Here is a 26,697-nt window from a genome sequence, read left to right on the forward strand (position 1 = left end):
GAATACTGGGGGCACGAATGGCCGAGACAAAGAAAATACTGCGGGCGCTGGCGGGTGAGGTTCAGGAAGTGCCGCCGATCTGGATGATGCGGCAGGCCGGGCGGTATCTGCCCGAATATCGCGCCACGCGTGCACAGGCCGGTGATTTCCTGTCCTTGTGCTATAATCCCGAGCTGGCCGCCGAGGTTACCCTTCAACCCATCCGCCGTTACGGATTTGATGCTGCGATCCTGTTTGCCGATATCTTGCTGGTGCCACAGGCGCTGGGCGCGGATTTATGGTTTGTCACTGGTGAGGGGCCGCGTCTGTCCACGATCACGCAGCAATCGGAATTCGATGCGCTGAAGCCGATTGATGCGATCCATGAAACTCTGTCTCCGGTTTATGAGACCGTGCGTATTCTTTCGCGTGAGCTTCCTTCTGAAACCGCATTGATCGGATTTGCAGGCGCGCCCTGGACAGTGGCGACCTATATGATCGCCGGACGGGGCACCCCGGATCAGGGGCCAGCCCATAGGCTGCGTGAAGAAAACACTGCGCTGTTCGAGTCGCTTTTGGATCGGATCACTGCTGCGACGATTGAATACCTGTCAGCTCAGATCGAGGCCGGGGCCGAGGTTGTCAAAATCTTTGATAGTTGGGCAGGATCATTGAAAGGCGAAGCGTTTCAGAAATACGCTGTTGAACCCTGCCGCGTGATTACCGCAGCCATAAAGGCCCGTCACCCGGGCATACCCGTCATCGGGTTCCCGCGCGAAGCGGATCAGGGCTACATCGGGTTCGCCAAAGCCACCGGAGTGGATTGCGTCGCACTGGACAATTCTGTGTCGCCCGAATGGGCTGCTGCGAATGTACAAGTCGATGGGTGTGTGCAGGGCAATCTAGCCTCATTGCATATGGTCACGGGTGGTCAGGCGCTGGTTGATGAGACACGTCGAATTGTTAAGGCCTTTTCGAAAGGGCCACACATCTTCAATCTGGGTCATGGTATTACACCGGATGCCGATCCCGAGAACGTTCAATTGATGATCGATACGGTGCGCGGGCGGTAAGTCGGGCTAAGGGGCCAGCCCCCTCTTGGCCTTCGGCCAATTCACCCCCGAGATATTTTTAGCCAGATGAAGCGGGCGGGAGATCGTTCAGAATTTCATCTGTGTGCTCTCCGCGTTTTGGGCTAGATCGAGGGTGCCAATCGTAGGTTGAGAATCTTGGTGCCGCTGCGGCTTGACGTGTTTCGTCGTGGTCGATCCATGTTTGGCGGGCCGTGTTCATGGGGTGATCTAGCGCTTCTTGCGGGCTTAGGACCGGGGCAACGCAGGCGTCTGTATCTTGGAACAGCGCCGCCCATTCATCGCGAGGTTTCTGGGCAAATATTTTGCTCAGGCGTTCCGTCAGGCCCGGCCACGCAGCTTGGTCATATTGCCGAGCGAATTCTGCATCATCGCCAAGCCCGAGGATATCCAGAAAGCAGCCGTAAAACTTTGGCTCCAGACATTGAACTGAGATGAAGCCACCGTCTGCGCACGTGTAAGTGCGGCTCCAATGTGGGCCGTCCAGCAGGCTTTCACCCCGAGTGTAGGACAGGTTGCCAGTCTGGCGCAGGCTCATCAGAAGATTCATCATATGGGCTGAACCATCGTAGATGGCAGCGTCCACCACCGTGCCTTTTCCTGTGCTTTGGGCATTCAGAAGCCCGGCTAGCAGACCTGCGATCAGATACAGTGCGCCACCGCCGATATCTCCGACGAGCGTTGCAGGTGTTAAGGGTGGTTGGCCAGGTGGGGAAGCGTAAGACAACGCCCCCGAAAGCGCGATATAGTTAAGATCATGGCCTGCAGTGTTGGACAAAGGGCTTTGCTGTCCCCAACCAGTCATTCGGCCATAGACCAGTTTCGGGTTGATCTGATGACAATCCTCAGGGCCCAGCCCAAGCTTTTCCATCACGCTAGGGCGAAAGCCTTCGATCAGCGCATCAGCGGTTGCGATCAGACGTTTCGCTGTCCCTAATTCCTGTGGGTCCTTGAGATCCAGCGCAATGGATCGCTTGCCTCGGTCCAGAAGGGAACGCTCAGGCATTCCCGGTGTGATCGCAGATCCTTTACGGTGAATAGTGATGACGTCCGCACCCATATCCGCCAGCAGCATGGCTGCGAAAGGGCCCGGGCCAAGCCCTTCGACTTCGATGATACGAATTCCGTTCAGCATGGTCCCTCCTGCGACGCAGGGTTTCTGCGTGGCGCAGCGAATGCAAGCGAAGAGTTTGTTTTGCCCCTGCAATTGGGTTGCTTGCATCGACAATTCAGGGCTAGGTCTATGTCGGTCTGCCGTAGGTATGAAAGAGGTTCTCAGATGCAGCTAAGCGATACACGCGAAATTCAGGCGTCACCCGCCGAAGTTTATTCTGCCCTGCTGGATCCTGAAGTGCTGAAAGCCTGCATCAGTGGTGCACAAGGGATTACTGGCGATCCGACTGAAGGATACCATGCGACCGTGGTGCAAAAGGTCGGCCCCGTGAAGGCGACCTTCAAAGGGACCGTTACCATGTCTGATATGGTTGAACCGGAACGTCTGACCATCGCGGGTGAGGGCAAGGGTGGGGCCGCAGGCTTTGCCAAGGGCAGTGCAAATGTAAGTTTTGGGCCAAGCGAGTCTGGCGGCACGCTTCTGATCTACGACGTTGATGCCAAAGTGGGGGGCAAGCTAGCGCAGTTGGGAAGCCGCCTGATTGATGGATTTGCCAAGAAGATGGCGGATCAGTTTTTTGCCAATCTGCAAGAGCACTTTGAAGGGCCACCGCCGGAAGACGATGACGCCGAGGAAGAAACTAAAAAGGGTTGGCTAGGCCGTTTGACAGGGCGAGATTAAGCCCCTGCATACATGCGCATGAGCATGCGCGGAATTGGACTGTTCCAAGATGGTCCCCCGCGATAGGTTGCAGGGCCAGAACGAGGGAACGCATGACCACCATTTTGTCCATCCGCAATTTGCGGAAATCCTATGCCGATGGTTTTGAGGCGTTGAAAGGCGTGTCTCTGGACATTGAAGAAGGTGAGATTCTTGCGCTGTTGGGTCCGAATGGTGCTGGTAAAACAACGCTGATTTCCACTGTTTGCGGCATTACTACTCCGACATCAGGATCGGTTACCGTGGGGGGGCATGACATCCAGACCGAGTTTCGCGCGGCGCGAAAGATGATAGGACTGGTGCCGCAGGAGATCGCGCTGGAGCCGTTCGAGAAGGTTTGGAATACTGTTCGCTTCTCACGAGGGCTGTTCGGCCACGGGTCTGACAATGCCCGGATCGAAGAGATTTTGCGCAAGCTGTCCCTTTGGGACAAGCGCCGCAATTCAATCAAGGAGTTATCTGGCGGCATGAAGCGCCGCGTATTGATTGCCAAGGCTCTGGCGCATGAGCCACGGGTGCTGTTTCTGGATGAACCCACCGCTGGCGTCGATGTCGAACTGCGTAAGGACATGTGGGAGATCGTGGCCGAGTTGAAACTGGCCGGTGTCACCATCATCCTGACCACCCACTATATCGAAGAAGCCGAGGCAATCGCCGACCGTGTCGGCGTCATCGATAAGGGTGAGCTTTTGCTGGTCCAGGATAAGGACACATTGATGGCGCAGATGGGTAAAAAACAGATCGAGGTAATGCTGACCGAGCCTGTATCGACCATTCCCGAAAGCTTGTCCGAGCATAACCTGACTTTGAATGGGGCCGGAGACTCGCTGATCTACACTTACGACACCCATGCCGATCGTACCGGGATCACCACTCTTCTCAATGATGTGGCGCAGGCTGGTCTGGTATTGCGCGACGTTCAGACCCGTCAGTCGAGCCTTGAAGAGATATTCGTTAACCTCGTATCCGGAGAGCCCGCATGAACTGGTCTGCAATTGCCGCAATCTACCGGTTCGAAATGGCCCGGTTCTTCCGTACGCTCGCACAGAGCTTTTTGTCGCCAGTGCTGTCGACCTCGCTTTACTTCGTGGTGTTTGGCACCGCGATCGGCAGTCGCATTCAAGAGATTGAGGGCGTTTCGTACGGCGCTTTCATTGTGCCGGGTCTCATCATGTTGTCTGTGGTGATGCTGTCGATCTCGAACGCATCTTTCGGAATCTATTTTCCGAAGTTTCTGGGCACGATTTATGAGCTGTTGTCGGCACCGATCAATTTCATTGAGATTGTGATCGGATATGTGGGTGCGGCGGCAACAAAGGCGCTTTTCGTCGGCCTTGTCATTCTGGCCACCGCGACGTTCTTCGTCGATATACGCATAGAACACCCCTTTGCCATGGCGGCTTTCCTGATCCTGTCCTGTCTCAGCTTTTCGTTGCTGGGCTTTATCGTGGGTATCTGGGCCGGGAATTTTGAGCAGATGTCGTTGGTCCCTCAACTTGTCGTGACGCCCCTGATCTTTCTGGGCGGAACGTTCTACTCGATCTCAATGCTGCCGCCCCTTTGGCAAACGATCACGCTGTTCAACCCCGTGGTCTATCTGATTTCAGGTTTTCGCTGGTCATTCTACGGAATCGCCGATGTACCCATTTTCTGGAGCCTTCTGGCCATACTTGCCTTTACCGGAATCTGCCTTGCAATCATCGGCTGGATCTTCAAAACCGGCTGGCGCATCCGTAGCTAGGGCGTTGCATTTTTGCCCATCAGGTGTGTGAAATTGGTTCACGTCGCGTTTATGGCGCTTCGGGTCTCTTGTTTACAGCCTCGGCGCCCTCTACATCGGCTTCCATGAAACTCAGCCTGCCCTTCTTGAAAAAGCAGCCCATGGTGGCCGTTGTTCGGCTGTCCGGTGCCATCGGAATGGCTGGGCGCGGGTCGATGAATGCCACCGCCTTGGCGCCGGTACTGGAAAAAGCTTTTCGCAAAGGCAAGCCTGCCGCCGTGGCGCTTGAGGTCAATTCTCCGGGTGGATCGCCTGTTCAAAGCTCATTGATTGGTGCGCGTATCCGGCGGCTGGCGGAAGAGCTTGATATTCCGGTCTATGCCTTCGTCGAAGATGTGGCCGCCTCAGGCGGATACTGGCTGGCGGCGTCGGCAGATGAGATTTGGGCCGATGACAGTTCGGTTCTGGGATCGATAGGCGTGATCTCTTCTGGCTTCGGCGCGCATGTTTTTCTGGCACGCCAGGGCTTTGAAAGACGTGTGCACACAGCGGGTCAGTCGAAATCGATGCTCGATCCGTTTGCCCCCGAAAAGAAAGACGACGTTGCACGGCTCAAAGTGCTGCTGGGCGATATCCACGAGAATTTCATTGATCACGTAAAGTCTCGCCGAGACGGCAAGCTGGATACCAGTGCTGACCTGTTCAATGGCGAGGTTTGGCTGGCGCGGCGTGCGCAAGAGTTGGGATTGATCGACGGGATTGCACATCTGAAGCCCAAAATGCAGGAGAAGTTTGGAGATAAGGTCAAATTCCGCCGTTATGGCCTGCGCAAACCGATCTGGTCCCGTTTTGGGGCGACGATTGCTCAGGACGCCTTTGCCGGGCTTGAGGAGCGTGCTGCATACGCGCGTTTCGGGTTGTGACGTGATCATCAAAATAGTCACACTGTTTCTGGTTGCCATGGGTGTTCTGGCGATGTTCGGAAAGCTCCGCTTTCCGGGTCAGAAACGGTTGAGTTCTGCAAAATGTCCACGTTGCGGGCGGTTTCGGATCGGTAAGGGCCCCTGTCCTTGTGAAACAGGAGGCCGTGGATGAGCGCGTGGCTGTTCTCTGGCCTTGGATTGCTAATCCTGCTGTTGGCAGGTGATGCGCTGGTCCGCGGGGCCGTGAACCTCAGCCTGAGATTGGGTGTGCCTGCGCTGATTGTCAGCCTTACGATTGTTGCCTTTGGCACCTCGGCACCTGAATTGTTGATCGCGATCAGTGCGATCAAAGAAAATGCGCCGGGGATAGCGCTAGGCAATGTGGTGGGGTCGAACACGGCGAATATTCTGTTGGTTCTGGGGCTTCCGGCGCTTTTGGCGACGTTGCACACAAGCGAATGTGACAGCAGAAAAAACTATATCTTCATGCTGCTCGCTTCGGTTCTGTTTATCGGGTTGGCATTTTGCGGGGTCTTTAATCTGCTCAGTGGGGCGATCTTGCTGGCAGCTTTGGCTCTGGTTCTCGCCAATGCCTTTCGTGAGGCGCATGCCCACCGCAAAGCCTGTGGTGAAGCCTGTGCTGATGACGACGAACTAGACGGTCTGGAGGAAGCAGACCCCGACATGCCTTATTGGAAGGTAGCAGTTTATTTGATCCTGGGCCTGATCGGTCTGCCAATGGGTGCCCATTTGCTGGTCGACAATGCAACCATCATCGCCCAGAGCTATGGCGTGAGCGAAACTGTGATCGGCCTGACCTTGATCGCGGTTGGCACATCCTTGCCGGAACTGGCGACTACGGTCATGGCGGCATTGCGTCGGCAGGCAGATGTGGCGCTGGGCAATGTTATCGGATCGAACATGTTTAATCTGCTGGCCATTGTCGGTATCGCAACTCTGTTTGGGCGTATCCCGGTTGATCCTGAGTTTCTACGCTTTGATCTCTGGGTGATGCTGGGTGCATCGCTTTTGCTGGTCCCGTTTGTTTTCTTCAAAAAGGACATCACGCGGGTCTGGGGTTTGGTCCTGACGCTACTTTATGTGATCTATGTGGTTAGCCTTCTGGCCTGATCAGACCTGGGGAGAGAGCCCATGACCCAAGCACTGGTGACCGGAGCGGGAAAACGTCTTGGCCGCGCGATGGCACTATACCTGGCGCGGCGCGGGATGGATGTGGCTGTGCATTACGCAAGCTCGGAACGGGAAGCGCTTGAAACAGTGAATGAAGTGCAAGCGCTGGGGCGAAAGTCAGTCGCTCTGCAGGCAGATCTGCTTGACGAAGCTCAGGTCAGCTCGTTGCTGCCCCGCTCGGCGGAGGCGCTTGGCGGGCCGATAACTTGCCTCGTCAACAATGCCTCGATCTTTGAATATGACAATATTAATACCGCTACGCGCAACAGCTGGGATCGCCACCTCGACAGCAACCTGCGCGGGCCATTTGTTCTGACGCAGGCCATGGCCGCACAGGGATTGCAGCCGACTTTGGATGAACAGGGTGAGCCCCAGGCAGTGGGTCTGATTGTGAACATGGTGGACATGCGCGTTCGTAAACTGACGCCCGAGTTCATGTCGTATACGATCGCCAAGATGGGTCTATGGACCCTGACCCAAACCGCAGCTCAGGCATTGACACCAGCGATCCGCGTAAACGCAATCGGCCCGGGACCGACGATGCAGGGTCATCGACAAAGCGAAAAGCACTTTAACGCTCAACGCCGGAACACGATTCTTAAGCGCGGCGCGAATCCGTCAGATATCACTGCCGCGCTTGGCTATTTTCTGGATGCGCATTCGGTCACCGGTCAGCTTTTGTGCGTGGATGGCGGGCAGCATCTGGGCTGGCAGACACCGGATGTACTGGGCGTAGAATAGGTAAAACTGCGGTAAGTTTTGCACCGCTCTCATTTACGTTACATGCACGTTACAAAAATGTCTTAATTTTCATACACTTGTCTCACATCAGAAAAAGTATCGTTTGAAAACAAATAGTTAAAATACTGCCTATTTTTTGTGCAGATTAACGAATAGGCAATGATTCAAGGGAAAATCACGATGCCCCAAAAGTTATCTGCATACTTATCCACAGAAGTCGTGGATTTGTTTTCTCTTGATCTAAGGGGCTCAAGATTGCAGCCATGGTCAGAGAATCATATCTCAGAGCCATGACAGCCAGCACCGACCCCGATTCATCAACACAAGCCACCGGCTATGCCTGCATTCAGCGCTATGTGAAAACGCTGGACAGCTCGCCGGGTGTTTACCGGATGCTGGATGCGGACAGTCGTGTCCTGTATGTCGGCAAGGCGCGGAATCTGAAGGCGCGGGTGTCGAACTATACGCGCCCGGGTCATTCGGGTCGGATCGAGAAGATGATTGCAGCGACTGCCTCGATGATGTTCCTGACCACGCGGACAGAGACCGAGGCACTGCTGCTGGAACAAAACCTGATCAAGCAGCTCAAGCCAAAATACAATGTGCTGCTGCGGGACGACAAAAGCTTTCCCAATATTTTGGTCGCCAAGGATCATGCCTTTCCGCAGATCAAGAAGCATCGCGGGGCCAAGAAGGAAAAAGGCGCCTATTTCGGGCCATTCGCCAGTGCTGGAGCCGTAAACCGGACGCTGAACCAGTTGCAGAAAGCATTCCTGCTGCGGAATTGTTCTGACTCAATGTTTGATAGCCGCACGCGGCCTTGCTTGCTCTACCAGATCAAGCGTTGTTCTGGGCCATGTGTTGGGCTGATTTCCGATGCGGACTATCGTGAAAGCGTAAAGGACGCCGAACGGTTTCTATCTGGCAGATCCACCAAGGTGCAGGAAGATTTGGCCGATCAGATGATGGCCGCGTCCGAGGCGATGGAATTCGAGCGCGCCGCTGGTCTGCGCGACCGAATCCGGGCGTTGACGCAGGTGCAGACCAGCCAGGGCATCAACCCGCGCGGTGTGGCTGAGGCGGATGTGATCGGCCTGTATATGGACGGCGGGCAGGCCTGCGTACAGGTGTTCTTTATCCGCGCCAATCAAAACTGGGGGAATAAGGACTTCTATCCGCGCGTTGGTGCGGACGTGTCTCCGGCAGAGGTGATGGAGGCGTTCCTGGGGCAATTCTACGACAATAAGGAACCGCCGCGTCAGTTGATCCTGTCTGATGCAATCGAAAACGCCGATCTGATGCAACAGGCGCTAACCGAAAAAGCCGGCCGTAAGGTTGAAATCAATGTGCCCCAGCGTGGCGAGAAACAGGAATTGGTGGCTGGTGCCTTACGCAATGCGCGTGAATCACTGGCCCGACGGATGTCAGAAAGTGCCACGCAGGCCAAATTGCTGCGGGGTGTGGCCGAGGCATTTGATCTGGACGCACCGCCGAACCGGATCGAGGTTTACGATAACTCTCACATACAAGGAACTAACGCAGTAGGGGGCATGATCGTCGCAGGTCCTGAAGGGTTCATGAAGAACGCTTACCGCAAGTTCAACATTCGTGGCGACGATCTGACCCCGGGTGATGATTTCGGCATGATGAAAGAGGTCCTGACCCGCCGTTTCACTCGCTTGCAAAAAGAAGACCCGGATCGCGATAAGGGGCTATGGCCTGACCTGCTGTTGATAGATGGCGGAGCCGGACAGGTGAGTGCTGTGCACGAGATCATGCAGGCGCATGGGGTCGAAGATATTCCAATGATCGGTGTCGCCAAAGGCGTGGATCGCGACCATGGCAAAGAAGAGTTCCATCGCATCGGCCAACGCCCCTTTGCCTTGAAACGCAATGATCCCGTATTGTACTTCATCCAGCGCCTAAGGGACGAGGCCCACCGCTTTGCCATCGGGACGCACCGTGCGAAACGGGCCAAAGCGGTTGGTGCTACGCCCTTGGATGAAATTCCCGGCGTCGGAGCTGCACGCAAACGTGCTCTGTTGGCTCATTTTGGCAGCGCCAAAGCTGTAAGCCGAGCCAATTTGGCAGACCTAAAAGCTGTCGAAGGTATCTCAGCCGGGCTGGCGCAGAAAGTCTATGATTTCTTCCACGACAAAGGTTAGGCTTTTCGCCCGCGCCAGAGAATATAAAGACCGGAGGCCACGATCAGGGCGCTGCCAATCCACATTGTTTGATCCAATTGCTCTTTGAATAAGAACACACCCAGACCGATCCCGAACAGAAGCCGAGAATACCTAAAGGGTGTTACAGCTGAAACTTCGCCCGTCCGCATTGCTTTCATGAGTGACGCATAGGCGATCGTCCCAATCACTACTGCGGTCGCAATGTAGGCACCAGTACTGCCCGTCAAGGCTACCATCGGCGCGCCCTCGTAGAATCGATAGGCGATACCAGCAACCACGACCGAGAGGAACCCGTAGAACCCCAGCACGTCTGCACCCAGTGTCGCGGGCGCGGCGCGGCTCGCCAGATCGCGACCCGCAAATCCCAACATCCCGAACACCGCCAGAAGTGACAGCATCGTAAAACTATCGCCTGTTGGTCGGATGATGATGACGACACCGACCAGACCAATTGCAATCGCGCTCCAGCGTCGCCAGCCGACGGTTTCCCCAAAGAAAAGCGCCGCACTAGCAACCACGACCAGCGGCGTGGCCTGCAAAATCACTGTCGCAGATGAGAGTGGCGTCAGAGCGATTGCCAGCAAATAGAACATCCGTCCGAGGATCTCGAAAAAGACGCGAATTTTCATGGGCCGAGACAAGACATCGGGATGGAATAACCGCCCGCCGCGTAAGGTTGTGACGCATGCAAAAATCATTGATCCGCCCGTCCCAAACAGAAGCAAAACCTGCCAGATCGGCAAGTTAGCCGATGCGCCTTTTAGCAGCGCGTCTTCGATCGCGAACAAAGCCATGGCGGCGATCATCCAGGCGCTACCGATCAGGTTCGACCGGGGGTCGGTTTGGATCTGCGGTGTCATGTGGGGTTCAGGTACTTTCAGGTCGGACCATCCGCCAATCTGACTTCAATGTCTTGCGATGCCAAGATGAATCTGAAGACTTCTCTACTGTTGCGACTCTGTGACGTGCCACGTGCCAAACGCTTGTGTGCTGTGAGTTTTTCGCGACCTCATCTTTTATGTCTCGGGTCGGCGATGTAGGGTCCAAGCCATGAAATGGAACCTGCCGAATATTCTGACCGTCCTGCGCCTCGTGGCTGCGCCGGGTCTTGCCGTGATGTTTCTGTATTTCACGCGCCCCTATGCGGATTGGTTTGCGCTGATCCTGTTCCTGACTGCGGCCATCACTGATTGGTTCGACGGCTATCTTGCGCGGGCTTGGAAACAGGAAACCAAAATCGGGGCCATGCTGGACCCAATCGCCGATAAGGCGATGGTTGTGATCGCGTTGATGATCCTGGTCGGCTACTCGACCGAGCACTGGACGCCATGGCTGGTGCTGCCCGCAACGGTGATCCTCTTTCGCGAAGTCTTTGTTTCAGGTCTGCGGGAATATCTGGGTGATGTGGCCGGGACGCTAAAGGTCACAAAACTAGCCAAGTGGAAAACCACGGCGCAGATGGTGGCAATCGCGATCCTGTTTTCGCAGGGCATATTCGAACACCACTTCGTGATGGCCACGTTCGGCATGGACGCCACGACCATCGATCAGGTGTTGACCGGGCAGGTAGAGGATCTGGGCCACATGCGCTGGCATCTTGAAGGCATGTTCTGGTCTGGCCGTATTGGTCTGTGGCTGCTGTGGATCGCTGCGACGCTGACATTGATCACCGGCTATGACTACCTACGTAAAGCCATGCCCCACCTGAAGGAGAGCTAAGCAATGGACGTGCTGTATTTTGCCTGGGTGCGTGAACGCATCGGTCTGCCGAAAGAAAAGGTTGAGACGCAGGCCGCAACGGTGTCTGATCTGGTCGCCGAGCTTAGCGCGCGAGAGGACCGCTATGCGGCGGCCTTTGCCGATCTGTCTGCGCTGCGGGTGGCTCTGGATCAGGAATTGTCAGATTTTGACGCGTCACTGGCGGGAGTGCGCGAGGTCGCGTTTTTCCCACCCATGACCGGTGGTTAAATTGCGCATCTCGGTTCAGGAAGAAGAGTTCGATCTGGGTGCCGAGGCCAGTGCTTTTGCCGCCGGAGATGACGCCAATGGGGCCATCGTGACCTTCACAGGCGTCGTCCGTGATCTTGCTTCGGGCGATCTGGACGTGATGGAGATCGAGCACTACCCCGGAATGACCCAGCGCGCCTTGACCAAGATCGCCGAAGAGGCGCAGAAACGCTGGTCTTTGGGGGATGTGCTGGTGATCCACCGCCATGGGCGGCTTGCGCCGGGCGACCGGATCATGATGGTGGCCACCGCTGCACGGCACCGCAAGGATGCGTTCGAGGCGGCGGAATACCTGATGGACTACCTGAAATCCCGCGCTCCATTCTGGAAAAAGGAAATCACCTCGGACGGGGCCGAATGGGTCGCGGCCAAGGATGAGGACGAGGACGCGCTGACTCGGTGGTAAAGACTGGGTCCGGCACCCGTTGCCGGATGCCGAGATTGGGTTGATCGACTTAACTGCTTTGTTCCGTGTTGCAGGTCCGAGCAGCTTCGATCGCTTTCAGAGTGCCATCAAGGCTTACGGTGAATCCGGTTTCTTTTTCCGGGAAAACCGTCATCTCATATTTCTTCATGACGTCTTCGACAAATTGCGGATTGTTGGCCAGAATGTAGCCCCCTGTGTATCCTTCAGCGAGGTGCTTTGTCTTCTTGCGCGCTTCGGCCGAGTAAACGTTGCCGTCCAGCGATAGGATGATTTCCTCCTTTTTGCCTTTCAAGCCGATGTCGTTTTGTGTGAAGACGCCGAGATAACCCATCTCCTGATCTTTTGTCAGTCCCATCTGAACGACGTTGCTGTTACCGTCGACACGCTCGATCAGGCAGGACCCACGGGTTTCATCCACATAGATGGTCCAACCGGACTCTTCACCCCATTTTGTAAAGGTGTCATTCTCTGACGGGATCACATCGCTTGAGGCGACTGCAGCGGTCGTCACAAACATCCCAAGGATTGCGGCGGTCTTAAAAGTTGGTTTGAAAAACATAGTACACTCCAGTTTCTTGGATCGTGAACAGTTCAGTGCGCAGGCAAAAACACACCAATTCATATTATTGAATAAGTTGTGGAAATGAAGACAGTGCTCGCCTATCGGCCAAAATACGCCGATCTAAGCGTAGAAACAGGATTAGCTTTCTAGGTTGCCAAGATCAGTCTGCGTTGTTGATCCTACCACGCAGCTCTTCAGCCTCTTGCCGCGCGGCACGCAATCCCTCCATCGCTGCACTCAGTTCGGCTTCGGTCTGCGTTAGCTGGTTGGTCAGCTCCGCTTCGCGTTGCTGCAGATAGGTGATTGCTTGATCGCGCGTTTCCTCGGCCTCGTGCAACTCCTGGCTCATGCGATCCAGATCAGCCACGTCGCTTTGACGGACGCGCGACAGTCGATGTGCCAGCCAGTTCGCAAACCAGCCCATGCAGAAGGCAGCAAACAGGATGATAGCGGTGGCGATAACGAATTCGATTCTGTTCACTTTATTGGTCCTCTGAGCCTGCATCCTGGGCTTCGGCGTCCGGTGATTCTGCTTCTACGGCTTCAAGCCCGGTCTCAGTATCTGGCACAGGTTCAGGCCGGATCAGATGAAACTTGATGCGGCGGTTTATTTCACGGCCTTCTTCGGTGTCATTGTCCGCAATTGGCTGCGTCTCGCCATATCCGACCGCTGAAAAGCTTGAGGTGGGGACACGCCGACCACGTAGTTCGTTCAGGATAGATTGCGCACGCGCCTGGCTGAGTTGCTGGTTCATTTCCTCGCGACCCTGACTGTCGGTATGGCCCTGTATTTCCAATCGTATCGGGCCGCATTCGCGCAGGATGTCCGCGATCTGATTCAACGCATCGCGCGAGTCGGAGGCGACTGTCGCCGACCCTGGTTCGAAGGCGATTTTACTATTGCTTTGAACTTCGGCGATCTGTTCTTCGCAAACCTCCGGATCTGGCAGCGCATCTTGAGGCGCTGGCGGTTCAACATAGGTGATCGACAGGTTGAAATCCTGAGCGTCGCCCAGCTTGTCCGATAGCAATCCAGCGATCCGCGCCTTTGCATCGGGATCGTGGCTGACCCCTGTCAGCGAAACGTCGTCTGGCGTTACAGTCAATGCTCCGTTGTGTAGATGAGATAAGGCATCGAGCCCGGCCAGAACCCGAACGGGCCAATCGGTTGGCAGGTCCTGAACCACACGGGTGGCGGTGTAAACCTGCGTTGATCCAAAGGCGGCGCGGGCGAAACTGTCGGTCATGTCGCGTAAGGTCTCGTCACTGACACGGCCACGCAACTGCACCAGACCTTCAGGGCTGAGGGTGGCGTTGAATTCAATCGGTCCAGCGGGATCGTCGGGCTCGGGTTCAGGCAGTACTGCATGAAGGGCGAATACGTCGGGAAGCGCGTTTTCCAATTCCCCCACAACACGATCAAACAAGATGGGGCTGGTATCTTGGGCCGCTACCAACGTGATGTCGGCATCCGACATGGTGACCGACCCCTGTCCAATCTCGGCCAGTGCCAAGATGCTTAGCTGTGCAGCATTAGACCAGCGAGGCGAAGGAACCCCCAGCCCGATTGTACAGGAATATTGCCCGGTCAAACCAGCCTCGCGCGCGGTGGCGACGATCAGCTCCCGCGCGTCTTCACTCTGAGCAGAGCAGGCATCAAACTGTCCGCCGTTTTCATCTATCAGATAGCGGAGCGTAAACGGCGTGATAACGGGGCGGGGCGCCGAGATGGAAAGGCCGATTCGCAGTCCGGGCGGTGCGGCACGGCTCAGGTCTTGTTCCAGCCTGTCTTTCTCCTGCTGGCTATCGGCGATGGCGGTGATACGTACCAATCCAGGGCTGGCGGAAATCTTGGCACGGGGCAGGCCAGAAAGTGCCTCGATTGCATAATCTATGGCTTGATCCCATCCCTTGGGTTCGGCGTAGTCCGCGCTTTCCATCAGATCAGAAACGGATGAGTTCTGATCAAGTCGCTGCAACCTGTCGATCAGGTCGTCGCGATCCAAGCTCGCGGGCACGAGGCCGATGATTGTTATGCCGCTGTCATTGCGCAATATCTCGGCCGAAAAACGGGGCGGGGTCAGGTCGGCGGTGGGCGCGACCTCCATCTCATCGATTACACGCGAGGTATCAACTTCGGTTCCGGCGGCGGTCAGTGCGTTGAACCGGGTAGCTTCATCCGGGGCAGTACCAGTCAATACAACACGCAACCCATCGGATTGGACCTCGGCCCAGTCATGGCCCTTGAGATTCAAAGCCCGACGTACTGCAAACTCCGATGCATCTTCTATCTTTGTCACTGCATAGCTCGCCGCCACCAGAGACAGCACGGCGGTCACCGCAAAGATCAACGCAACGGCAAGAGCGTAAGGCATGCGCATAGGTGGGATCGAAACTCCTCGGGCGGTTGGTTCCGGACTCATACAGAGCCCATCACGGAGGTGCAATCAGAGCAAAAGGGCGACGCAGAGGAAGATCAGCGGAATCAAGCCGGTGTCGCGATTGGCCCGAAACAGTTGCAGCAATTTGGCGTTGTCTTCCGTGTCTAACCCCCTCAATTGCCAGGCAAGGTGCCATCCCATCGCCCAAGGCCCGCTTAGCGCTACGACCAATGCAAGGACCGACGCCTCCGGCAATGCCGCATCGATAATCGCAAGTCCCATCAGACTGACCGTTCCTATCAGAAAATATTTGAGCCAACGCGCGGTATCGGTTCCGAACAGTCGGGCAGTGGATTTGATTCCGATCAGTTCGTCGTCCTCTGCATCCTGATGGGCATAGATCGTGTCATAAAACAGGGTCCAGGCAATGCCTGACAGATAGAGCATGATGGCGGGCCGGCCGACCGTTCCGGTATGTGCTGCCCATGCCAGCAATGCGCCCCAGTTAAAGGCCAGCCCCAGAAAAATCTGTGGCCACCAAGTAAACCGTTTCGCAAATGGATAGATCGTGACGGGAAGCAACGATAAAACACCCATTGCAATGGCGGCCTGGTTGAAAGTCAGAAGAATCGCCAGTGCCAACAAGCATTGCAACACCATCCAGAACACTGCCTGACGCACACTGACCTGACCCGATGGTATTGGGCGCGAGCGGGTGCGCTCGACCTTCCCGTCGAACTCCCGATCGGTGATGTCATTCCACGTACAGCCCGCGCCGCGCATCAGGAAGGCTCCGATGGCGCAACCGATGGCGATCCAAAGATCCTCCCATCGGGGTTGCCCGTCGCTGAGGATGGCCAGTGCCAGACCCCACCAGCAGGGAATCAGCAACAACCATGTGCCAATAGGCCGATCAGCCCGGCTGAGCCGCAGGTAAGGGCGCGCAAAGGTGGGTGCGTACGTGTCGACCCAGTTGCCGGTCGCGGCATCGGCGACCTGACCGTCTGGTGTTGGGGCATTGCCTTGCATATGTAGGGTCTCATGACTGCGAAGATCAGATTGTATGTAGAGCACCCTTTAGGTCCGGGGCAATCGGTTCCTTTGACGCGCGAACAGGCCCATTACCTGTTCGGTGTCATGCGCTTGTCGGTTGGCAGGCAGGTTGCCCTGTTCAACGGGCAGGATGGAGAGTGGCTGTCCGATGTCGCCGAGGCGAGCAAACGTGGCGGCCTACTGTCCTGTGCAGAGCAAACGAAGCCGCTGCAACTGCCGCCCGATCTGTGGCTGCTCTTCGCGCCGATTAAAAAGGCGCGGACCGATTTCATCGTTGAAAAAGCAGCTGAAATGGGCGCTGCGCGGATTATGCCGGTACAGACAGGGTTCACCAATTCCGAGCGTATTCGGCAGGATCGGCTGCAAGCGCATGCGGTGGAAGCAGCGGAACAATGTGGCGGGACCTTCGTGCCAGAGGTCACTGAATTGCAGCGACTGGACCGCGTGCTTGATGCATGGCCTGAAGATCGTCAGTTGATGTTCTGTGACGAGGCCGAGGTTGGCTCGGCCCTGCGATTGGCCGAAAACGAACCAGGTCAGCCATGGGCCATCCTCATTGGCCCAGAGGGTGGTTTTTCCGACCACGAACGCAAGCGACTGAAGGCGTTGCCCTATGCTCATGTGGTCAGCCTCGGCCCCCGTATCCTGCGTGCCGATACGGCCGCTGTTGCTGCGATGACCATGTGGCAGCAGGCACTGGGGGATTGGTCTTGATGTGGCGGCCGGCACAGGAAACGGACCTGCCGGATATTGACGCATTTCTATCCCAGCACATCCAGACATCCATGTTTCCGTTGGCTAATCTGCGAGATTTCGGTCTGCGTAAATTGCATCCCCGGTCGTTGAAAGCCTGGGTGCTTGGCGATCCGTTTCGCGCTGTCTTTGCCATCACCAACGAAGGTATGATCCTGTCACAATGTCCGAACTGTTCGGATGATGAGCTTGCTGAGGCCATAAGCCTGATCCGAGGGCACGCTCTGTTTGGCATTGCCTCGGAAGCCACGCAGGCGCGGTGGCTCATGCAGCTTGGTGGCTGGGAAGACCGGCCCGCGACGCTTAACAGTGATGAGCCGGGGTTTTCGCTGGAGCTGGATCAGCTTCGCATTCCAGACGTTTCAGGCGCCCGTCTGGTTCCTCTGGATGAAGTCGACAGGGCAATCACCGAGAACTGGCGGCACGACTATCTGATCGAGGCCATGGATTTTGCTCCCGACAGGGCAAAAACACAGGCAGGCGAAGATTTCGAAGCTTATTGCACGCGCGATTCCCACCGGGTTCTTCTGGTCAACGATCGGCCCGTCGCCATGACAGGCTTCAATGCGCGCCTGCCCGAGATCGTACAGATCGGAGGGGTCTACACGCCACCCGAATTGCGTGGCCGAGGTTATGCGCGTCTCGCTGTTGCCTTGCATCTGTCCGAGGCGCGGGACGCTGGAGTTTCACGTTCAGTTCTGTTTGCCGCTTCCGATTCCGCCGCGCGTGCTTATATGGCTATTGGGTTCCAACCAGCGGGCTATTTCTCGCTGATCTTGTTCACAAACCCGGAGGACACAGCATGAGTTTCATCCGACCAGAAGCCAAACTGGCCATGTGGCGCTGGCGCGAAGTGCTGGTTGCTGGATTTGTCCTGCTGCTGGGCCTGAGCTGGATCAACGGACCCGGTGGATTGCTGGGCTGGTTGGGTTGGATTTTGGTGGTCGTTTCGATTGCACTGGCCGTAATCGGATTACAGCGTGCGCGCTTTCGCACCGGTGCAGGTGGTCCGGGTGTTGTGACCATCGATGAAGGCCAGATCACCTATCTTGGCCCTTTAGATGGCGGGATCGTTGCTGCGCGCGAAATCGAACGACTTGCGCTGGACCCAACCGCGCGCCCAGCTCTTTGGGTTCTGGACCAGCCGGGGCAACCGACTCTTCACATTCCGGTGAACGCCGAAGGGGCTGAGGCTCTGTTTGATGTGTTTTCGAACCTGCCAGGGTTGAAAACTGAACAAATGCTGTCGGAACTCAACGGTGGATCAGCGCATCCTGTTGTGATTTGGGAACGGACGCCCTCGCGCCCGGCTCATCTCAGGCTGCATTGACACTGGCGCGGTTTGCGCTCAGGACTGACCTTCAAGACAGACATATCAGGATCGGAGCACGGGTAACATGTCCATCCCCCAGTCCGGCGGCGGACCGATCGAACGCCATGAGCAACTGGCCGAATATCTGGAATCGGGCTGCAAGCCCAAGGATGATTGGCGCATTGGCACCGAGCATGAGAAGTTCGGATATTGTAAAGACACGCTGAAACCGCTGCCGTTTGAAGGCAAACGGTCCATCGTGGCTGTGCTGGAAGGGTTGCGTGATCGTCATGGTTGGGCCGAGGTGCGCGAAGCCGGGCATCTGATCGGGCTTGAGAAGGATGGTGCGAACGTCAGCTTGGAGCCGGGTGGCGCGTTGGAGCTGTCGGGTGCTCCGCTTGAGACGATCCACGAGACCTGCGATGAGGTGAATATCCACCTGCGTGAGGTGAAGGATATAGCTGATGAGATCGGCGTAGGATTTATCGGTCTGGGTGCGGCTCCTATCTGGACCCATGACGAGATGCCGCTGATGCCCAAAGGCCGTTACCGGCTGATGAACGACTATATGGAGAAAGTCGGCACCATGGGCCGCGCCATGATGCGGCGCACCTGCACGGTTCAGGTCAATATCGACTTTGGGTCCGAGGCGGACATGGTGCAGAAACTGCGCGTCGCACTGGCCCTGCAGCCGGTGGCGACGGCGCTGTTTGCGAATTCTCCGTTCTTCGAGGGCAAGGTGAACGGCCAGAAAAGCTGGCGCAGTTATATCTGGCGCCATCTGGATGATGCGCGAACCGGTATGCTGCCCTTTGTGTTCGAAGAGGGTTTCGGGTTCGAACGCTATGTACAATATGCGCTCGATGTACCGATGTATTTCGTCTATCGCGACGGGCAATATATCAACGCGCTGGGCATGTCATTCCGCGACTTCCTGCAGGGCAAACTGCCTGCACTGCCCGGTGAGACGCCGACTCTGTCCGATTGGGCAGATCACCTGACCACGGCCTTCCCCGAGGCGCGGATTAAGAAATTCATGGAGATGCGCGGTGCCGATGGTGGCCCATGGCGCAGGCTTTGTGCGCTGCCGGCCTTCTGGGTCGGTCTGACCTATGACCAAACCGCGCTGGATGCCGCTTGGGATCTGGCCAAAGGCTGGGATGCCGAAACGCGCGAAGCGCTGCGGGTTGAGGCTGCCAAGGATGGTCTGCAAGCGCAGGTTGGCAACATCAACATGCATGATCTGGCGCGCGAAGTGGTCTCGATTGCCGAGGCCGGTCTGGCGTCGCGCGCGCGCCCCGGCGCAGGTGGTCTGGTGCAGGACGAGACGCATTTCCTGAACGCGCTAAAGGACAGCATCGATACGGGCAAGGTTCCCGCTGATGAGTTGCTGGATCACTACAATGGCGACTGGAATGGCGATCTGACCCGGATTTATCCCGAATACAGCTATTGATCCCCACCGTCCCGCTTGCATTCGCGGGGCGGGGCCGATAGCAGGTTGGCGACCAAATTCAGAGGGCGTCATGGACGATCTTAAGGCAAAATATCTGGGCCAAATCGCCGAAGCTGGCGATGAAAACGCGCTTGAGGCGATCCGCGTCGCTGCCGTGGGCAAAAAAGGCGAGGTCGCGCTGAAGATGCGCGAGCTGGGCAAGATGACGCCCGAGGAACGCCAGGTTGCTGGCCCAGCGCTGAACGCCCTGAAGGATGAGATCAACTCGGCCCTGTCGGCCAAGAAAGCAGCGCTTGCTGATGCGGCGCTGGATGAGCGTCTGCGCACCGAATGGCTGGACGTCACCCTGCCGACCCGCGCGCGCCGTCAGGGTTCGATCCACCCGGTCAGCCAGGCGACCGAGGAATTGACCGCGATCTTTGCCGAACTGGGCTTCTCGGTGGCCGAAGGGCCGCGGATCGAGACCGACTGGCACAACTTTGATGCCCTGAACATCCCCGGCCACCACCCCGCGCGGGCTGAGATGGACACTTTCTACATGCACCGCGCCGAGGGTGATAACCGTCCGCCGCACGTGCTGCGCACCCATACCTCTCCGGTTCAGATTCGCTCGATGGAGCTGCAGGGCGCGCCGATCCGCGTGATCTGCCCGGGCGGCGTCTACCGCGCCGATTATGACCAGACCCACACGCCGATGTTCCATCAGGTCGAGGGGCTGGCCATCGACAAGGACATCTCGATGGCCAACCTAAAATGGGTTCTGGAAGAGTTCGTGAAAGCGTTCTTCGAGGTCGACGATGTCGAACTGCGCTTCCGCGCCTCGCACTTCCCCTTTACCGAGCCGTCGGCCGAGGTCGATATCCGCTGTTCCTGGGATAACGGTCAGCTGAAGATCGGCGAGGGCGACGACTGGATGGAGATTCTGGGCTCGGGCATGGTCCACCCCAAGGTAATCGCCGCCGGTGGCATCGACCCCGAGGTCTATCAGGGCTTTGCCTTTGGTATCGGCATCGACCGTCTGGCGATGCTGAAGTACGGCATTCCGGATTTGCGGGCGTTTTTTGATTCAGATTTGCGGTGGTTGCGGCACTACGGATTTGCAGCGCTGGATATGCCGAACCTGCATGGTGGTTTGTCGCGGTAGGTAGATCATTGGACGACTGGCTGACGTTATATCGTGATTGGTGGAAGCTTAGGGTTTCCAAACAGCCGCTTCATTGGTTCATATGTTTGTTCTTCGCGGTGTTTATTCCACCAACACTTGTATCTTGGGTGTGGGAAAGTTCATCGACAGCAGTCTTGATTGCTTTTGTAGTCTCAGCAATTTTGTTTCTGCCGGGACTACTCGTTGCTGGGCTCGAATTTTTGCTGCCCGGTGCTTTTCAAGTGCGAGATCGACTGCAAAGAGACAAAACCTTAGACCTAATCCAAAAACGGAATTCTAGTTTTTGGAATTGGTGGTAAGACTTGTACCTGTTCAGCATTTATCTCGCTAAGTATTATGACTGGTCCTATTCGTTTTCCAGCCGTCACCGTCGGTGGGTTGGACTTGCGATACTCTTCGCGTGGTATTGGGTATTTATTGGAATTGTTAGTTTACTTCCAGGTTGGGTTGCTGGCTTAGCTTTACTCATATCCGCGCCATTCTCGGGCCTGTTCATGATTGCGCATCATCGCGTTTGGGAAAAAAGAGATGAAAGCACGCGTGATCAACAATCTCAGTTTTGGAAAACCAAGAAACTCATTGATCGATTCAAGAGGTAAGTGCGGAGCAAAGGCCGATAGGCCGCCGCGCTATCGCCAGACCGCCCGCACGGGCTGGCGATTTGTCTCCGTTAACGCTCCGTTTGAGCGTTTCGCGGATTTGGCTGGCATAAAGTGCTCGGCACAGCCCGAGGATCGCCACCCCCGCGGTCTGGCGATAGCGCGGCTTTGTAGCTTGATCCGGTGTAGGGTGGGGTTTCACCCCACAGTGGGGCGGTTGGTGGGGTGAAACCCCACCCTACACCAATATGTTATGTGACAGTGCGGCAGACGTCGCTAGGCTCCGGCTTATGATCTATCGACTGCTTTTTCTTCTGCTGACCGCGACTCCGGCCTTTGCGATGGGGCCGTGGAAATCTAACTGCCACGGCGATACCGCCTGTGAGATCGACGACCGTTCGTATCATGTGCTGGAACCTGAAGGTTGGGATGGCGAAACGCCTCTGCCGGTGCTGTTGCATTTCCACGGCTGGGCGCGGCAAGGCGATGTAGTGGTGAACCATCAACGCATCGCCGGGGCAACCAAGCTGCGCGATGTGCTGCTGGTGGCTCCGAACGGGCTGGGCAAAAGCTGGAATTTCTGGACCGCTGATACCGCAGACGTGCCGTTCGCTGATCGGGTTTTGGAGGATGTGGCCAAAAACTATCCCATTGATCCTGAACGCATCTATGTTTCGGGCTATTCCTATGGCGGCGCGATGGCGTGGCGCTTTGTCTGCCAGTCGGGAAATGACATCGCAGCGCTACTAGCGGTTGCGGGCTCGATCCGCCAGACCGAGGATTGCCCGGAAGCTCCGCGCGAGGTGCGCCATGTGCACGGGCTTGACGATACGGTGATGGATTTTCCCTTTGGGCCAGACGGGGATACGACCTATCCGGTGGCGCTGTGGAAGGCCAAGTTCGACTGCAACGGCGCGACCCCGCGCGGGGATTGGAGCGTGAAGCCGTTTCTGACGCTCAGCCGGATAGAGTGGACCGATTGCGTGCAGGGGCAGGTCACGCTGGATACGCATCCGGGCGGGCATTTCATTCCTCACGGCTGGATCGGCTGGCAGTTGGACGAGCTTTTGGGCCGAACGCCAACTTATCCATAACCGTTGACTTCGCTGCCGCAGCGCGATCACTTGCCAGAGCACAATCATAGGAGATGACTCGTGAAACCGCTTCTGCTGGGTGCACTGATCCTTGCCGCCACTAATGTCCAGGCAAAGGATACATACCCGCCGGTTGAATTGCTGTTGCAGACCGATACCTCGATCATCGGCGAGCCACTGGAATATCCGGCAGGGCAGGCTGAAATCACTTTGGCGATCGTCACCATGCAACCGGGACAGCAGACAGGCGACCACCGTCATGATGCACCGTTGGCGGCCTATGTTCTTGAGGGCGAGATCACCGTTGACTATGGCGACGCTGGTACGCGTGTCTACAGAACCGGGGATGCCTTTGTCGAAGCCTTCCGCTCGACCCATGCCGGGGTGAATACGGGTAGCGGGATCGCGCGTATTCTGGCTGTATTTGCCGGGTCGGACGCTGTTTCGAACACGGTTGCCGAAGACTAGGCCAACGGCCTCTTTCCCCTGTGTACAATATCCGCTACATGCGGTCTGACCCGAGATTTACTGGCGGATGACGACCGATGAAATTCACTCTTTCCTGGCTGAAAGACCACCTCGATACTGACGCTTCGGTGGTTGAGATTGCCGAGGCGCTGACCGACCTCGGACTTGAGGTCGAAGATATCGTCAATCCGGCGGACCGGCTGGCGGGCTTTACGCTGGGCCATGTGAAACATGCCGAGAAACACCCCGACGCCGACAAGCTTCGAGTTTGTACGGTTGAGACCGACGAGGGCGACCTGCAGATCATCTGTGGCGCACCCAACGCGCGCGAAGGCATCACTGTCGTCGTGTGTAAGCCGGGCATGTATATCCCCGGTCTGGATATCACCATCAGCGTTGGCAAGATTCGAGGTGTCGAAAGCTTTGGCATGATGGCGTCCGAACGCGAGCTGGAGCTGTCGGACGAGCATGACGGAATTATCGAGCTGCCTTCGGGCGAGATCGGTGACAAGTTTATCGACTGGCTGGCCGAGAACGAGCCGTCGAAGGTTGACCCGATGATCGAGATTGCGATCACGCCAAACCGCCCGGATGCGCTGGGTGTTGAGGGGATTGCGCGCGATCTGGCTGCTCGTGGTTTGGGCACGCTGAAGGTGCGCGACTATGTGCCGGTGCCAGGTGATTTCGAAAGCCCGATCAAGTTGTCGATCGACGAGGATACGCTGGACGGCGCACCGCATTTCACCGGTCGGCTTATCAAGGGTGTTAAGAACGGTCCTAGCCCGCAATGGCTGCAGGATCAGCTAAAGGCGATTGGTCTGCGTCCGATCTCGGCTCTGGTGGATATCACCAACTATATGACCTTCGATCACAACCGCCCGCTGCACGTATTCGATGCCGACAAGGTGCAGGGTAACCTACGCGTTCACCGTGCCAAAGGCGGCGAGAAGTTGGTTGCTCTGGATGAGAAGGAATACACACTACAGCCCGGCATGATGGTGATTTCGGACGACAAAGGCCCGGAATCAATCGCCGGTATCATGGGCGGTGAGGAAACCGGCTGCACCGAGGAGACGGTGAACGTCTTCCTTGAAAGCGCGTTCTGGGATCATGTGCAGATCGCCCTGACGGGCCGTGCGCTGAAAATCAATTCGGATGCGCGCTATCGCTTCGAACGTGGGGTCGACCCGGAATACACCCGCGAAGGGTTGGAGCACGCGACGCAGATGATCCTGGATATCTGCGGCGGTGAAGCCTCGAACGTGGTTGAGGCGGGCAATGCGCCGAACCACGCGCGGGCCTACAAGCTGGATGCGGCGCGAGTGCAGTCTCTGGTCGGGATGGAAATCCCGGAAAGCGAGCAGCGGCAAACCCTGACCCGTTTGGGCTTCCGTCTGGATGGAGAGATGGCGCACGTGCCCAGCTGGCGACCAGACATCATGGGGGAAGCTGATCTGGTGGAAGAGGTTGCGCGGATTGCTTCACTGACCAAGCTGCAGGGTATTCCTCTGCCACGCACCACGGCGGGTATCCCCAAACCGGTCATGACGCCGACGCAGCGCCGCCAGTCGATGGCGCGAAGGACTTGTGCCGCACTGGGGTATAATGAATGTGTATCCTACACCTTCATAGATCAGGCCTCGGCTGCGCTGTTTGGCGGTGGCGACGCGGCAACCATGCTGGAAAACCCGATCTCGTCCGAGATGAGTCATATGCGCCCCGATCTGCTGCCCGGTTTGCTGCAGGCGGCGGCGCGCAATCAGGCGCGGGGTTACGCAGATCTGGCTCTGTTTGAGGTCGGTCCGGTGTTCCACGATGGCGAGCCGGGGGATCAGCAGACGCAAATCACCGGCCTGTTGGTTGGGCGCAGCGGCCCCAAGGATGTGCACGGTGCGTCCCGCCCGGTGGACTTGTTCGATGCGAAAGCCGACGCCGAGGCGGCGCTGGCTGCCATTGGCGCACCCGCGAAGGTTCAGATTTTGCGCGGAGGAGATACCTGGTGGCATCCGGGTCGGCACGGCAAGATTTGTCTGGGCCCGAAAAAGGTTCTGGGCGTTTTTGGTGAACTGCATCCGCTCGTGTTGCAGGCAATGGAAATCAAAGGCCCGGCAGTGGCGTTCACCATCTGGCCGGATCAGGTTCCGATGTCGCGTAAATCGGGTGCGACCCGTTCAGCGCTGGAGTTGCGCGACCTGCAGGCGGTTGAGCGTGACTTTGCGTTTGTCGTTGATGCCAATATAGAGGCGCTAACGCTGGTGAATGCAGCTGCAGGGGCCGACAAGGCACTGATTGAAGACGTTCGGGTGTTTGACGAGTTCATCGGGGGTAGCCTTGGTGAAGGGAAGAAATCCCTGGCCATTACCGTTCGGCTGCAGCCATCTGACTCGACCCTCAAGGAAAAGGACATCGAAGAGGTCAGTGCAAAGATCGTCGAGAAAGTGGCGAAAGCGACTGGTGGCGTGCTGCGCGGCTGAGGATGTTTCCACCCAGGGTGGGACATATATGATATCACGAAGGGGCGGGCGCGCCCCTTTTTTGCGGGAGGAACAAGTCATGTTAAAAGTTTATCTTTCAGGTGAGATTCACACGGATTGGCGGGAACAGATTATCGGAGGTGCCGAGGGGCTGGACATAGAGTTTAGCAGCCCAGTGACAGATCATGATGCGTCGGATGATTGTGGCGTCGCGATTTTGGGGGCAGAGCCAAACAAGTATTGGCATGACCACAAGGGTGCGATGGTGAACGCGATCCGAACCCGCAAGGGGATTTCAGACGCTGATGTGGTCGTTGTACGCTTCGGGGACAAATACAAGCAGTGGAATGCAGCCTTTGATGCCGGCTACGCGGCGGCCTTGGGCAAATCGATCATCGTGTTACATGGAGCCGATCATCAACACGCTTTGAAAGAGGTGGACGCGGCCGCGCTTGCGGTGGCGGAAGAGCCCGCGCAGGTTGTCGAGATTCTGCGTTACGTCGAGACAGGCCGATTGCCAGGCTGAACGGCCCAAGGGCGTGCGGCTCTTTGGCGCCGCCGCCCTGTGATTCAAGTTAATCTCGAGGCGGGATGGTCAGGCCCTTCTGAACTGCAGGCCTTTCCAGAAAACGGTCGAGATAGGCCGCTACATTGCTGTAGTTGTCCCAACCGAGGACCTCTTTGACGCCATAATAGTCGAGACCACGCAGCCAGGGTGCGATGGCTATGTCAGCGATCGAATAATCTCCGGCGATCCAATCCTGGCCGTTCAGCTGTGTTTCGAGGACGTTCAGCAAGCGTTTGCCCTCGGTCACATAGCGTTCGCGGGGGCGGGGGTCTTCGATCTCGCTGCCAGCGAATTTGTGGAAATACCCCAGCTGACCGAACATCGGCCCAACGCCGCCCATCTGGAACATCAGCCATTGGGTGACTAAATGTTTGTCCGCCTTGCTCTGCCCCAGCAGCATGCCGCTTTTCTCGGCCAGATACAGCAGGATCGCTCCGCTTTCGAAAAGCCCCATCGGGACCCCATCGGGCCCGTTCGGATCAATGAGAGCCGGGATCTTGTTATTGGGATTTAGCGACAGAAATTCGGGACTTTTGACATCCGCATCTGCCAGCGTAACTAGATGTGCCTCGTAGGGAAGTCCGGTTTCCTCCAGCATGATCGACGCTTTGACCCCGTTGGGCGTTGCATAGGAATAAAGTTGGATGCGATCAGGAAATTGCGGTGGCCATTTGGCCATGATCGGGAATGAGGTGGTGTCCAGCATGATATGC

General features: G+C 56.9%; 27 protein-coding genes. 20 read left to right on the forward strand and 7 right to left on the reverse strand.

The window, feature by feature from the left end; genetic code table 11:
* Window positions 1-17: 17 nt before the first annotated feature.
* On the forward strand, window positions 18-1,052 hold the full coding sequence (gene hemE, locus G7G_RS0121650) for a uroporphyrinogen decarboxylase (RefSeq protein ID WP_010443569.1): 1,035 nt from the start codon (window positions 18-20) through the stop codon (window positions 1,050-1,052).
* A gap of 58 nt (window positions 1,053-1,110) precedes the next feature.
* Here the strand turns inward: hemE and G7G_RS0121655 are convergent, their stop codons facing one another.
* Complete coding sequence (locus G7G_RS0121655) at window positions 1,111-2,205, reverse strand: CaiB/BaiF CoA transferase family protein (RefSeq protein WP_010443570.1); 1,095 nt, start codon at window positions 2,203-2,205, stop codon at window positions 1,111-1,113.
* A gap of 144 nt (window positions 2,206-2,349) precedes the next feature.
* On the opposite strand from G7G_RS0121655, the gene G7G_RS0121660 reads away from it, so the two are divergent.
* The 7 genes from G7G_RS0121660 to uvrC all read left to right on the forward strand — a co-directional run bounded on the left by G7G_RS0121660 (window position 2,350) and on the right by uvrC (window position 9,644).
* Window positions 2,350-2,865, forward strand: a complete 516-nt coding sequence (locus tag G7G_RS0121660) for an SRPBCC family protein (protein WP_010443571.1) — start codon at window positions 2,350-2,352, stop codon at window positions 2,863-2,865.
* Window positions 2,866-2,957: 92 nt separating this feature from the next.
* On the forward strand, window positions 2,958-3,887 hold the full coding sequence (locus tag G7G_RS0121665) for an ABC transporter ATP-binding protein (RefSeq protein ID WP_010443572.1): 930 nt from the start codon (window positions 2,958-2,960) through the stop codon (window positions 3,885-3,887).
* On the forward strand, window positions 3,884-4,645 hold the full coding sequence (locus G7G_RS0121670; protein ID WP_010443573.1) for an ABC transporter permease: 762 nt from the start codon (window positions 3,884-3,886) through the stop codon (window positions 4,643-4,645). Before G7G_RS0121665 ends, G7G_RS0121670 begins: the two co-directional genes overlap by 4 nt.
* A 104-nt stretch (window positions 4,646-4,749) precedes the next feature.
* Window positions 4,750-5,547: a S49 family peptidase gene (locus tag G7G_RS0121675; RefSeq protein ID WP_029622261.1), complete on the forward strand. Its 798-nt coding sequence runs from the start codon at window positions 4,750-4,752 to the stop codon at window positions 5,545-5,547.
* Between the two features lie 168 nt (window positions 5,548-5,715).
* Window positions 5,716-6,678 carry a calcium/sodium antiporter gene (locus G7G_RS0121680; RefSeq protein WP_010443576.1) on the forward strand — a complete coding sequence of 321 codons (963 nt, stop codon included), beginning with the start codon at window positions 5,716-5,718 and terminating at the stop codon, window positions 6,676-6,678.
* A 21-nt stretch (window positions 6,679-6,699) separates the two neighbouring features.
* Window positions 6,700-7,479, forward strand: a complete 780-nt coding sequence (locus tag G7G_RS0121685; RefSeq protein WP_010443577.1) for an SDR family oxidoreductase — start codon at window positions 6,700-6,702, stop codon at window positions 7,477-7,479.
* Between the two features lie 290 nt (window positions 7,480-7,769).
* Window positions 7,770-9,644 (forward strand): excinuclease ABC subunit UvrC, encoded by a 1,875-nt coding sequence (uvrC, locus tag G7G_RS0121690; RefSeq protein WP_010443578.1) that lies wholly within the window; start codon window positions 7,770-7,772, stop codon window positions 9,642-9,644.
* Here uvrC and G7G_RS0121695 read toward each other — a convergent pair.
* On the reverse strand, window positions 9,641-10,525 hold the full coding sequence (locus G7G_RS0121695) for a DMT family transporter (protein WP_010443579.1): 885 nt from the start codon (window positions 10,523-10,525) through the stop codon (window positions 9,641-9,643). The genes uvrC and G7G_RS0121695 overlap by 4 nt on opposite strands.
* A gap of 190 nt (window positions 10,526-10,715) precedes the next feature.
* Here G7G_RS0121695 and pgsA point away from each other — a divergent pair, with 190 nt between their 5' ends.
* Genes pgsA through G7G_RS0121710 form a run of 3 tightly spaced genes read left to right on the forward strand, consistent with a single transcriptional unit; the run spans window position 10,716 to window position 12,078 of the window.
* Window positions 10,716-11,384 (forward strand): CDP-diacylglycerol--glycerol-3-phosphate 3-phosphatidyltransferase, encoded by a 669-nt coding sequence (gene pgsA, locus G7G_RS0121700; RefSeq protein ID WP_010443580.1) that lies wholly within the window; start codon window positions 10,716-10,718, stop codon window positions 11,382-11,384.
* A gap of 3 nt (window positions 11,385-11,387) precedes the next feature.
* Complete coding sequence (moaD, locus tag G7G_RS0121705; RefSeq protein ID WP_010443581.1) at window positions 11,388-11,633, forward strand: molybdopterin converting factor subunit 1; 246 nt, start codon at window positions 11,388-11,390, stop codon at window positions 11,631-11,633.
* Between the two features lies 1 nt (window position 11,634).
* Window positions 11,635-12,078 (forward strand): molybdenum cofactor biosynthesis protein MoaE, encoded by a 444-nt coding sequence (locus G7G_RS0121710; RefSeq protein ID WP_010443582.1) that lies wholly within the window; start codon window positions 11,635-11,637, stop codon window positions 12,076-12,078.
* A 49-nt stretch (window positions 12,079-12,127) separates the two neighbouring features.
* Here the strand turns inward: G7G_RS0121710 and G7G_RS0121715 are convergent, their stop codons facing one another.
* The 4 genes from G7G_RS0121715 to ubiA form a co-directional block, all read right to left on the reverse strand.
* Entirely contained in the window at window positions 12,128-12,658 is a 531-nt protein-coding gene (locus tag G7G_RS0121715) for a hypothetical protein (RefSeq protein ID WP_010443583.1), read from the reverse strand.
* A gap of 163 nt (window positions 12,659-12,821) precedes the next feature.
* Complete coding sequence (locus G7G_RS0121720) at window positions 12,822-13,142, reverse strand: hypothetical protein (protein WP_010443584.1); 321 nt, start codon at window positions 13,140-13,142, stop codon at window positions 12,822-12,824.
* 1 nt (window position 13,143) lies between these two features.
* Window positions 13,144-15,042, reverse strand: coding sequence for an OmpA family protein (locus G7G_RS0121725; protein WP_010443585.1), 1,899 nt, complete (start codon window positions 15,040-15,042; stop codon window positions 13,144-13,146).
* A gap of 66 nt (window positions 15,043-15,108) precedes the next feature.
* On the reverse strand, window positions 15,109-16,071 hold the full coding sequence (gene ubiA, locus G7G_RS0121730; RefSeq protein WP_010443586.1) for a 4-hydroxybenzoate octaprenyltransferase: 963 nt from the start codon (window positions 16,069-16,071) through the stop codon (window positions 15,109-15,111).
* Between the two features lie 12 nt (window positions 16,072-16,083).
* Here ubiA and G7G_RS0121735 point away from each other — a divergent pair, with 12 nt between their 5' ends.
* The 9 genes from G7G_RS0121735 to G7G_RS0121775 all read left to right on the forward strand — a co-directional run bounded on the left by G7G_RS0121735 (window position 16,084) and on the right by G7G_RS0121775 (window position 25,942).
* Complete coding sequence (locus tag G7G_RS0121735) at window positions 16,084-16,809, forward strand: 16S rRNA (uracil(1498)-N(3))-methyltransferase (RefSeq protein ID WP_010443587.1); 726 nt, start codon at window positions 16,084-16,086, stop codon at window positions 16,807-16,809.
* On the forward strand, window positions 16,809-17,654 hold the full coding sequence (locus G7G_RS0121740; RefSeq protein WP_010443588.1) for a GNAT family N-acetyltransferase: 846 nt from the start codon (window positions 16,809-16,811) through the stop codon (window positions 17,652-17,654). The genes G7G_RS0121735 and G7G_RS0121740 overlap by 1 nt, the downstream gene beginning before the upstream one ends.
* Complete coding sequence (locus G7G_RS0121745; RefSeq protein ID WP_010443589.1) at window positions 17,651-18,178, forward strand: hypothetical protein; 528 nt, start codon at window positions 17,651-17,653, stop codon at window positions 18,176-18,178. Before G7G_RS0121740 ends, G7G_RS0121745 begins: the two co-directional genes overlap by 4 nt.
* A gap of 67 nt (window positions 18,179-18,245) precedes the next feature.
* Window positions 18,246-19,616: a glutamate--cysteine ligase gene (locus G7G_RS0121750; RefSeq protein WP_010443590.1), complete on the forward strand. Its 1,371-nt coding sequence runs from the start codon at window positions 18,246-18,248 to the stop codon at window positions 19,614-19,616.
* Window positions 19,617-19,686: 70 nt separating this feature from the next.
* Entirely contained in the window at window positions 19,687-20,760 is a 1,074-nt protein-coding gene (gene pheS / locus G7G_RS0121755; protein WP_010443591.1) for a phenylalanine--tRNA ligase subunit alpha, read from the forward strand.
* Window positions 20,761-21,670: 910 nt separating this feature from the next.
* A complete protein-coding gene (locus tag G7G_RS0121760; protein WP_010443592.1) occupies window positions 21,671-22,474 on the forward strand; it encodes a CE1 family esterase in 804 nt (267 codons plus the stop codon).
* 60 nt (window positions 22,475-22,534) lie between these two features.
* Complete coding sequence (locus tag G7G_RS0121765) at window positions 22,535-22,942, forward strand: cupin domain-containing protein (protein WP_010443593.1); 408 nt, start codon at window positions 22,535-22,537, stop codon at window positions 22,940-22,942.
* Between the two features lie 77 nt (window positions 22,943-23,019).
* Window positions 23,020-25,416: a phenylalanine--tRNA ligase subunit beta gene (gene pheT, locus G7G_RS0121770; protein ID WP_010443594.1), complete on the forward strand. Its 2,397-nt coding sequence runs from the start codon at window positions 23,020-23,022 to the stop codon at window positions 25,414-25,416.
* Between the two features lie 79 nt (window positions 25,417-25,495).
* A complete protein-coding gene (locus G7G_RS0121775) occupies window positions 25,496-25,942 on the forward strand; it encodes a YtoQ family protein (protein ID WP_010443595.1) in 447 nt (148 codons plus the stop codon).
* A 49-nt stretch (window positions 25,943-25,991) separates the two neighbouring features.
* On the opposite strand, the gene G7G_RS0121780 is transcribed toward G7G_RS0121775, so the two are convergent.
* The gene (locus G7G_RS0121780) at window positions 25,992-26,690 is read right to left on the reverse strand and encodes a glutathione S-transferase family protein (RefSeq protein ID WP_010443596.1); all 699 of its coding nucleotides are present in this window, start codon (window positions 26,688-26,690) and stop codon (window positions 25,992-25,994) included.
* Between the last annotated feature and the right edge of the window lie 7 nt (window positions 26,691-26,697).

This window comes from Ruegeria conchae (assembly GCF_000192475.1).
Classification (GTDB): domain Bacteria; phylum Pseudomonadota; class Alphaproteobacteria; order Rhodobacterales; family Rhodobacteraceae; genus Ruegeria; species Ruegeria conchae.

What these genes read in the sequence shown, in the direction of transcription:
- hemE (WP_010443569.1), top strand. Translation starts at nt 18, where the DNA reads ATGGCCGAGACAAAGAAAATACTGCGGGCGCTGGCGGGTGAGGTTCAG.
- G7G_RS0121655 (WP_010443570.1), bottom strand. Translation starts at nt 2,205, where the DNA reads ATGCTGAACGGAATTCGTATCATCGAAGTCGAAGGGCTTGGCCCGGGC.
- G7G_RS0121660 (WP_010443571.1), top strand. Translation starts at nt 2,350, where the DNA reads ATGCAGCTAAGCGATACACGCGAAATTCAGGCGTCACCCGCCGAAGTT.
- G7G_RS0121665 (WP_010443572.1), top strand. Translation starts at nt 2,958, where the DNA reads ATGACCACCATTTTGTCCATCCGCAATTTGCGGAAATCCTATGCCGAT.
- G7G_RS0121670 (WP_010443573.1), top strand. Translation starts at nt 3,884, where the DNA reads ATGAACTGGTCTGCAATTGCCGCAATCTACCGGTTCGAAATGGCCCGG.
- G7G_RS0121675 (WP_029622261.1), top strand. Translation starts at nt 4,750, where the DNA reads ATGAAACTCAGCCTGCCCTTCTTGAAAAAGCAGCCCATGGTGGCCGTT.
- G7G_RS0121680 (WP_010443576.1), top strand. Translation starts at nt 5,716, where the DNA reads ATGAGCGCGTGGCTGTTCTCTGGCCTTGGATTGCTAATCCTGCTGTTG.
- G7G_RS0121685 (WP_010443577.1), top strand. Translation starts at nt 6,700, where the DNA reads ATGACCCAAGCACTGGTGACCGGAGCGGGAAAACGTCTTGGCCGCGCG.
- uvrC (WP_010443578.1), top strand. Translation starts at nt 7,770, where the DNA reads ATGACAGCCAGCACCGACCCCGATTCATCAACACAAGCCACCGGCTAT.
- G7G_RS0121695 (WP_010443579.1), bottom strand. Translation starts at nt 10,525, where the DNA reads ATGACACCGCAGATCCAAACCGACCCCCGGTCGAACCTGATCGGTAGC.
- pgsA (WP_010443580.1), top strand. Translation starts at nt 10,716, where the DNA reads ATGAAATGGAACCTGCCGAATATTCTGACCGTCCTGCGCCTCGTGGCT.
- moaD (WP_010443581.1), top strand. Translation starts at nt 11,388, where the DNA reads ATGGACGTGCTGTATTTTGCCTGGGTGCGTGAACGCATCGGTCTGCCG.
- G7G_RS0121715 (WP_010443583.1), bottom strand. Translation starts at nt 12,658, where the DNA reads ATGTTTTTCAAACCAACTTTTAAGACCGCCGCAATCCTTGGGATGTTT.
- G7G_RS0121725 (WP_010443585.1), bottom strand. Translation starts at nt 15,042, where the DNA reads ATGCGCATGCCTTACGCTCTTGCCGTTGCGTTGATCTTTGCGGTGACC.
- ubiA (WP_010443586.1), bottom strand. Translation starts at nt 16,071, where the DNA reads ATGCAAGGCAATGCCCCAACACCAGACGGTCAGGTCGCCGATGCCGCG.
- G7G_RS0121735 (WP_010443587.1), top strand. Translation starts at nt 16,084, where the DNA reads ATGACTGCGAAGATCAGATTGTATGTAGAGCACCCTTTAGGTCCGGGG.
- G7G_RS0121740 (WP_010443588.1), top strand. Translation starts at nt 16,809, where the DNA reads ATGTGGCGGCCGGCACAGGAAACGGACCTGCCGGATATTGACGCATTT.
- G7G_RS0121745 (WP_010443589.1), top strand. Translation starts at nt 17,651, where the DNA reads ATGAGTTTCATCCGACCAGAAGCCAAACTGGCCATGTGGCGCTGGCGC.
- G7G_RS0121750 (WP_010443590.1), top strand. Translation starts at nt 18,246, where the DNA reads ATGTCCATCCCCCAGTCCGGCGGCGGACCGATCGAACGCCATGAGCAA.
- pheS (WP_010443591.1), top strand. Translation starts at nt 19,687, where the DNA reads ATGGACGATCTTAAGGCAAAATATCTGGGCCAAATCGCCGAAGCTGGC.
- G7G_RS0121760 (WP_010443592.1), top strand. Translation starts at nt 21,671, where the DNA reads ATGATCTATCGACTGCTTTTTCTTCTGCTGACCGCGACTCCGGCCTTT.
- pheT (WP_010443594.1), top strand. Translation starts at nt 23,020, where the DNA reads ATGAAATTCACTCTTTCCTGGCTGAAAGACCACCTCGATACTGACGCT.
- G7G_RS0121775 (WP_010443595.1), top strand. Translation starts at nt 25,496, where the DNA reads ATGTTAAAAGTTTATCTTTCAGGTGAGATTCACACGGATTGGCGGGAA.
- G7G_RS0121780 (WP_010443596.1), bottom strand. Translation starts at nt 26,690, where the DNA reads ATGCTGGACACCACCTCATTCCCGATCATGGCCAAATGGCCACCGCAA.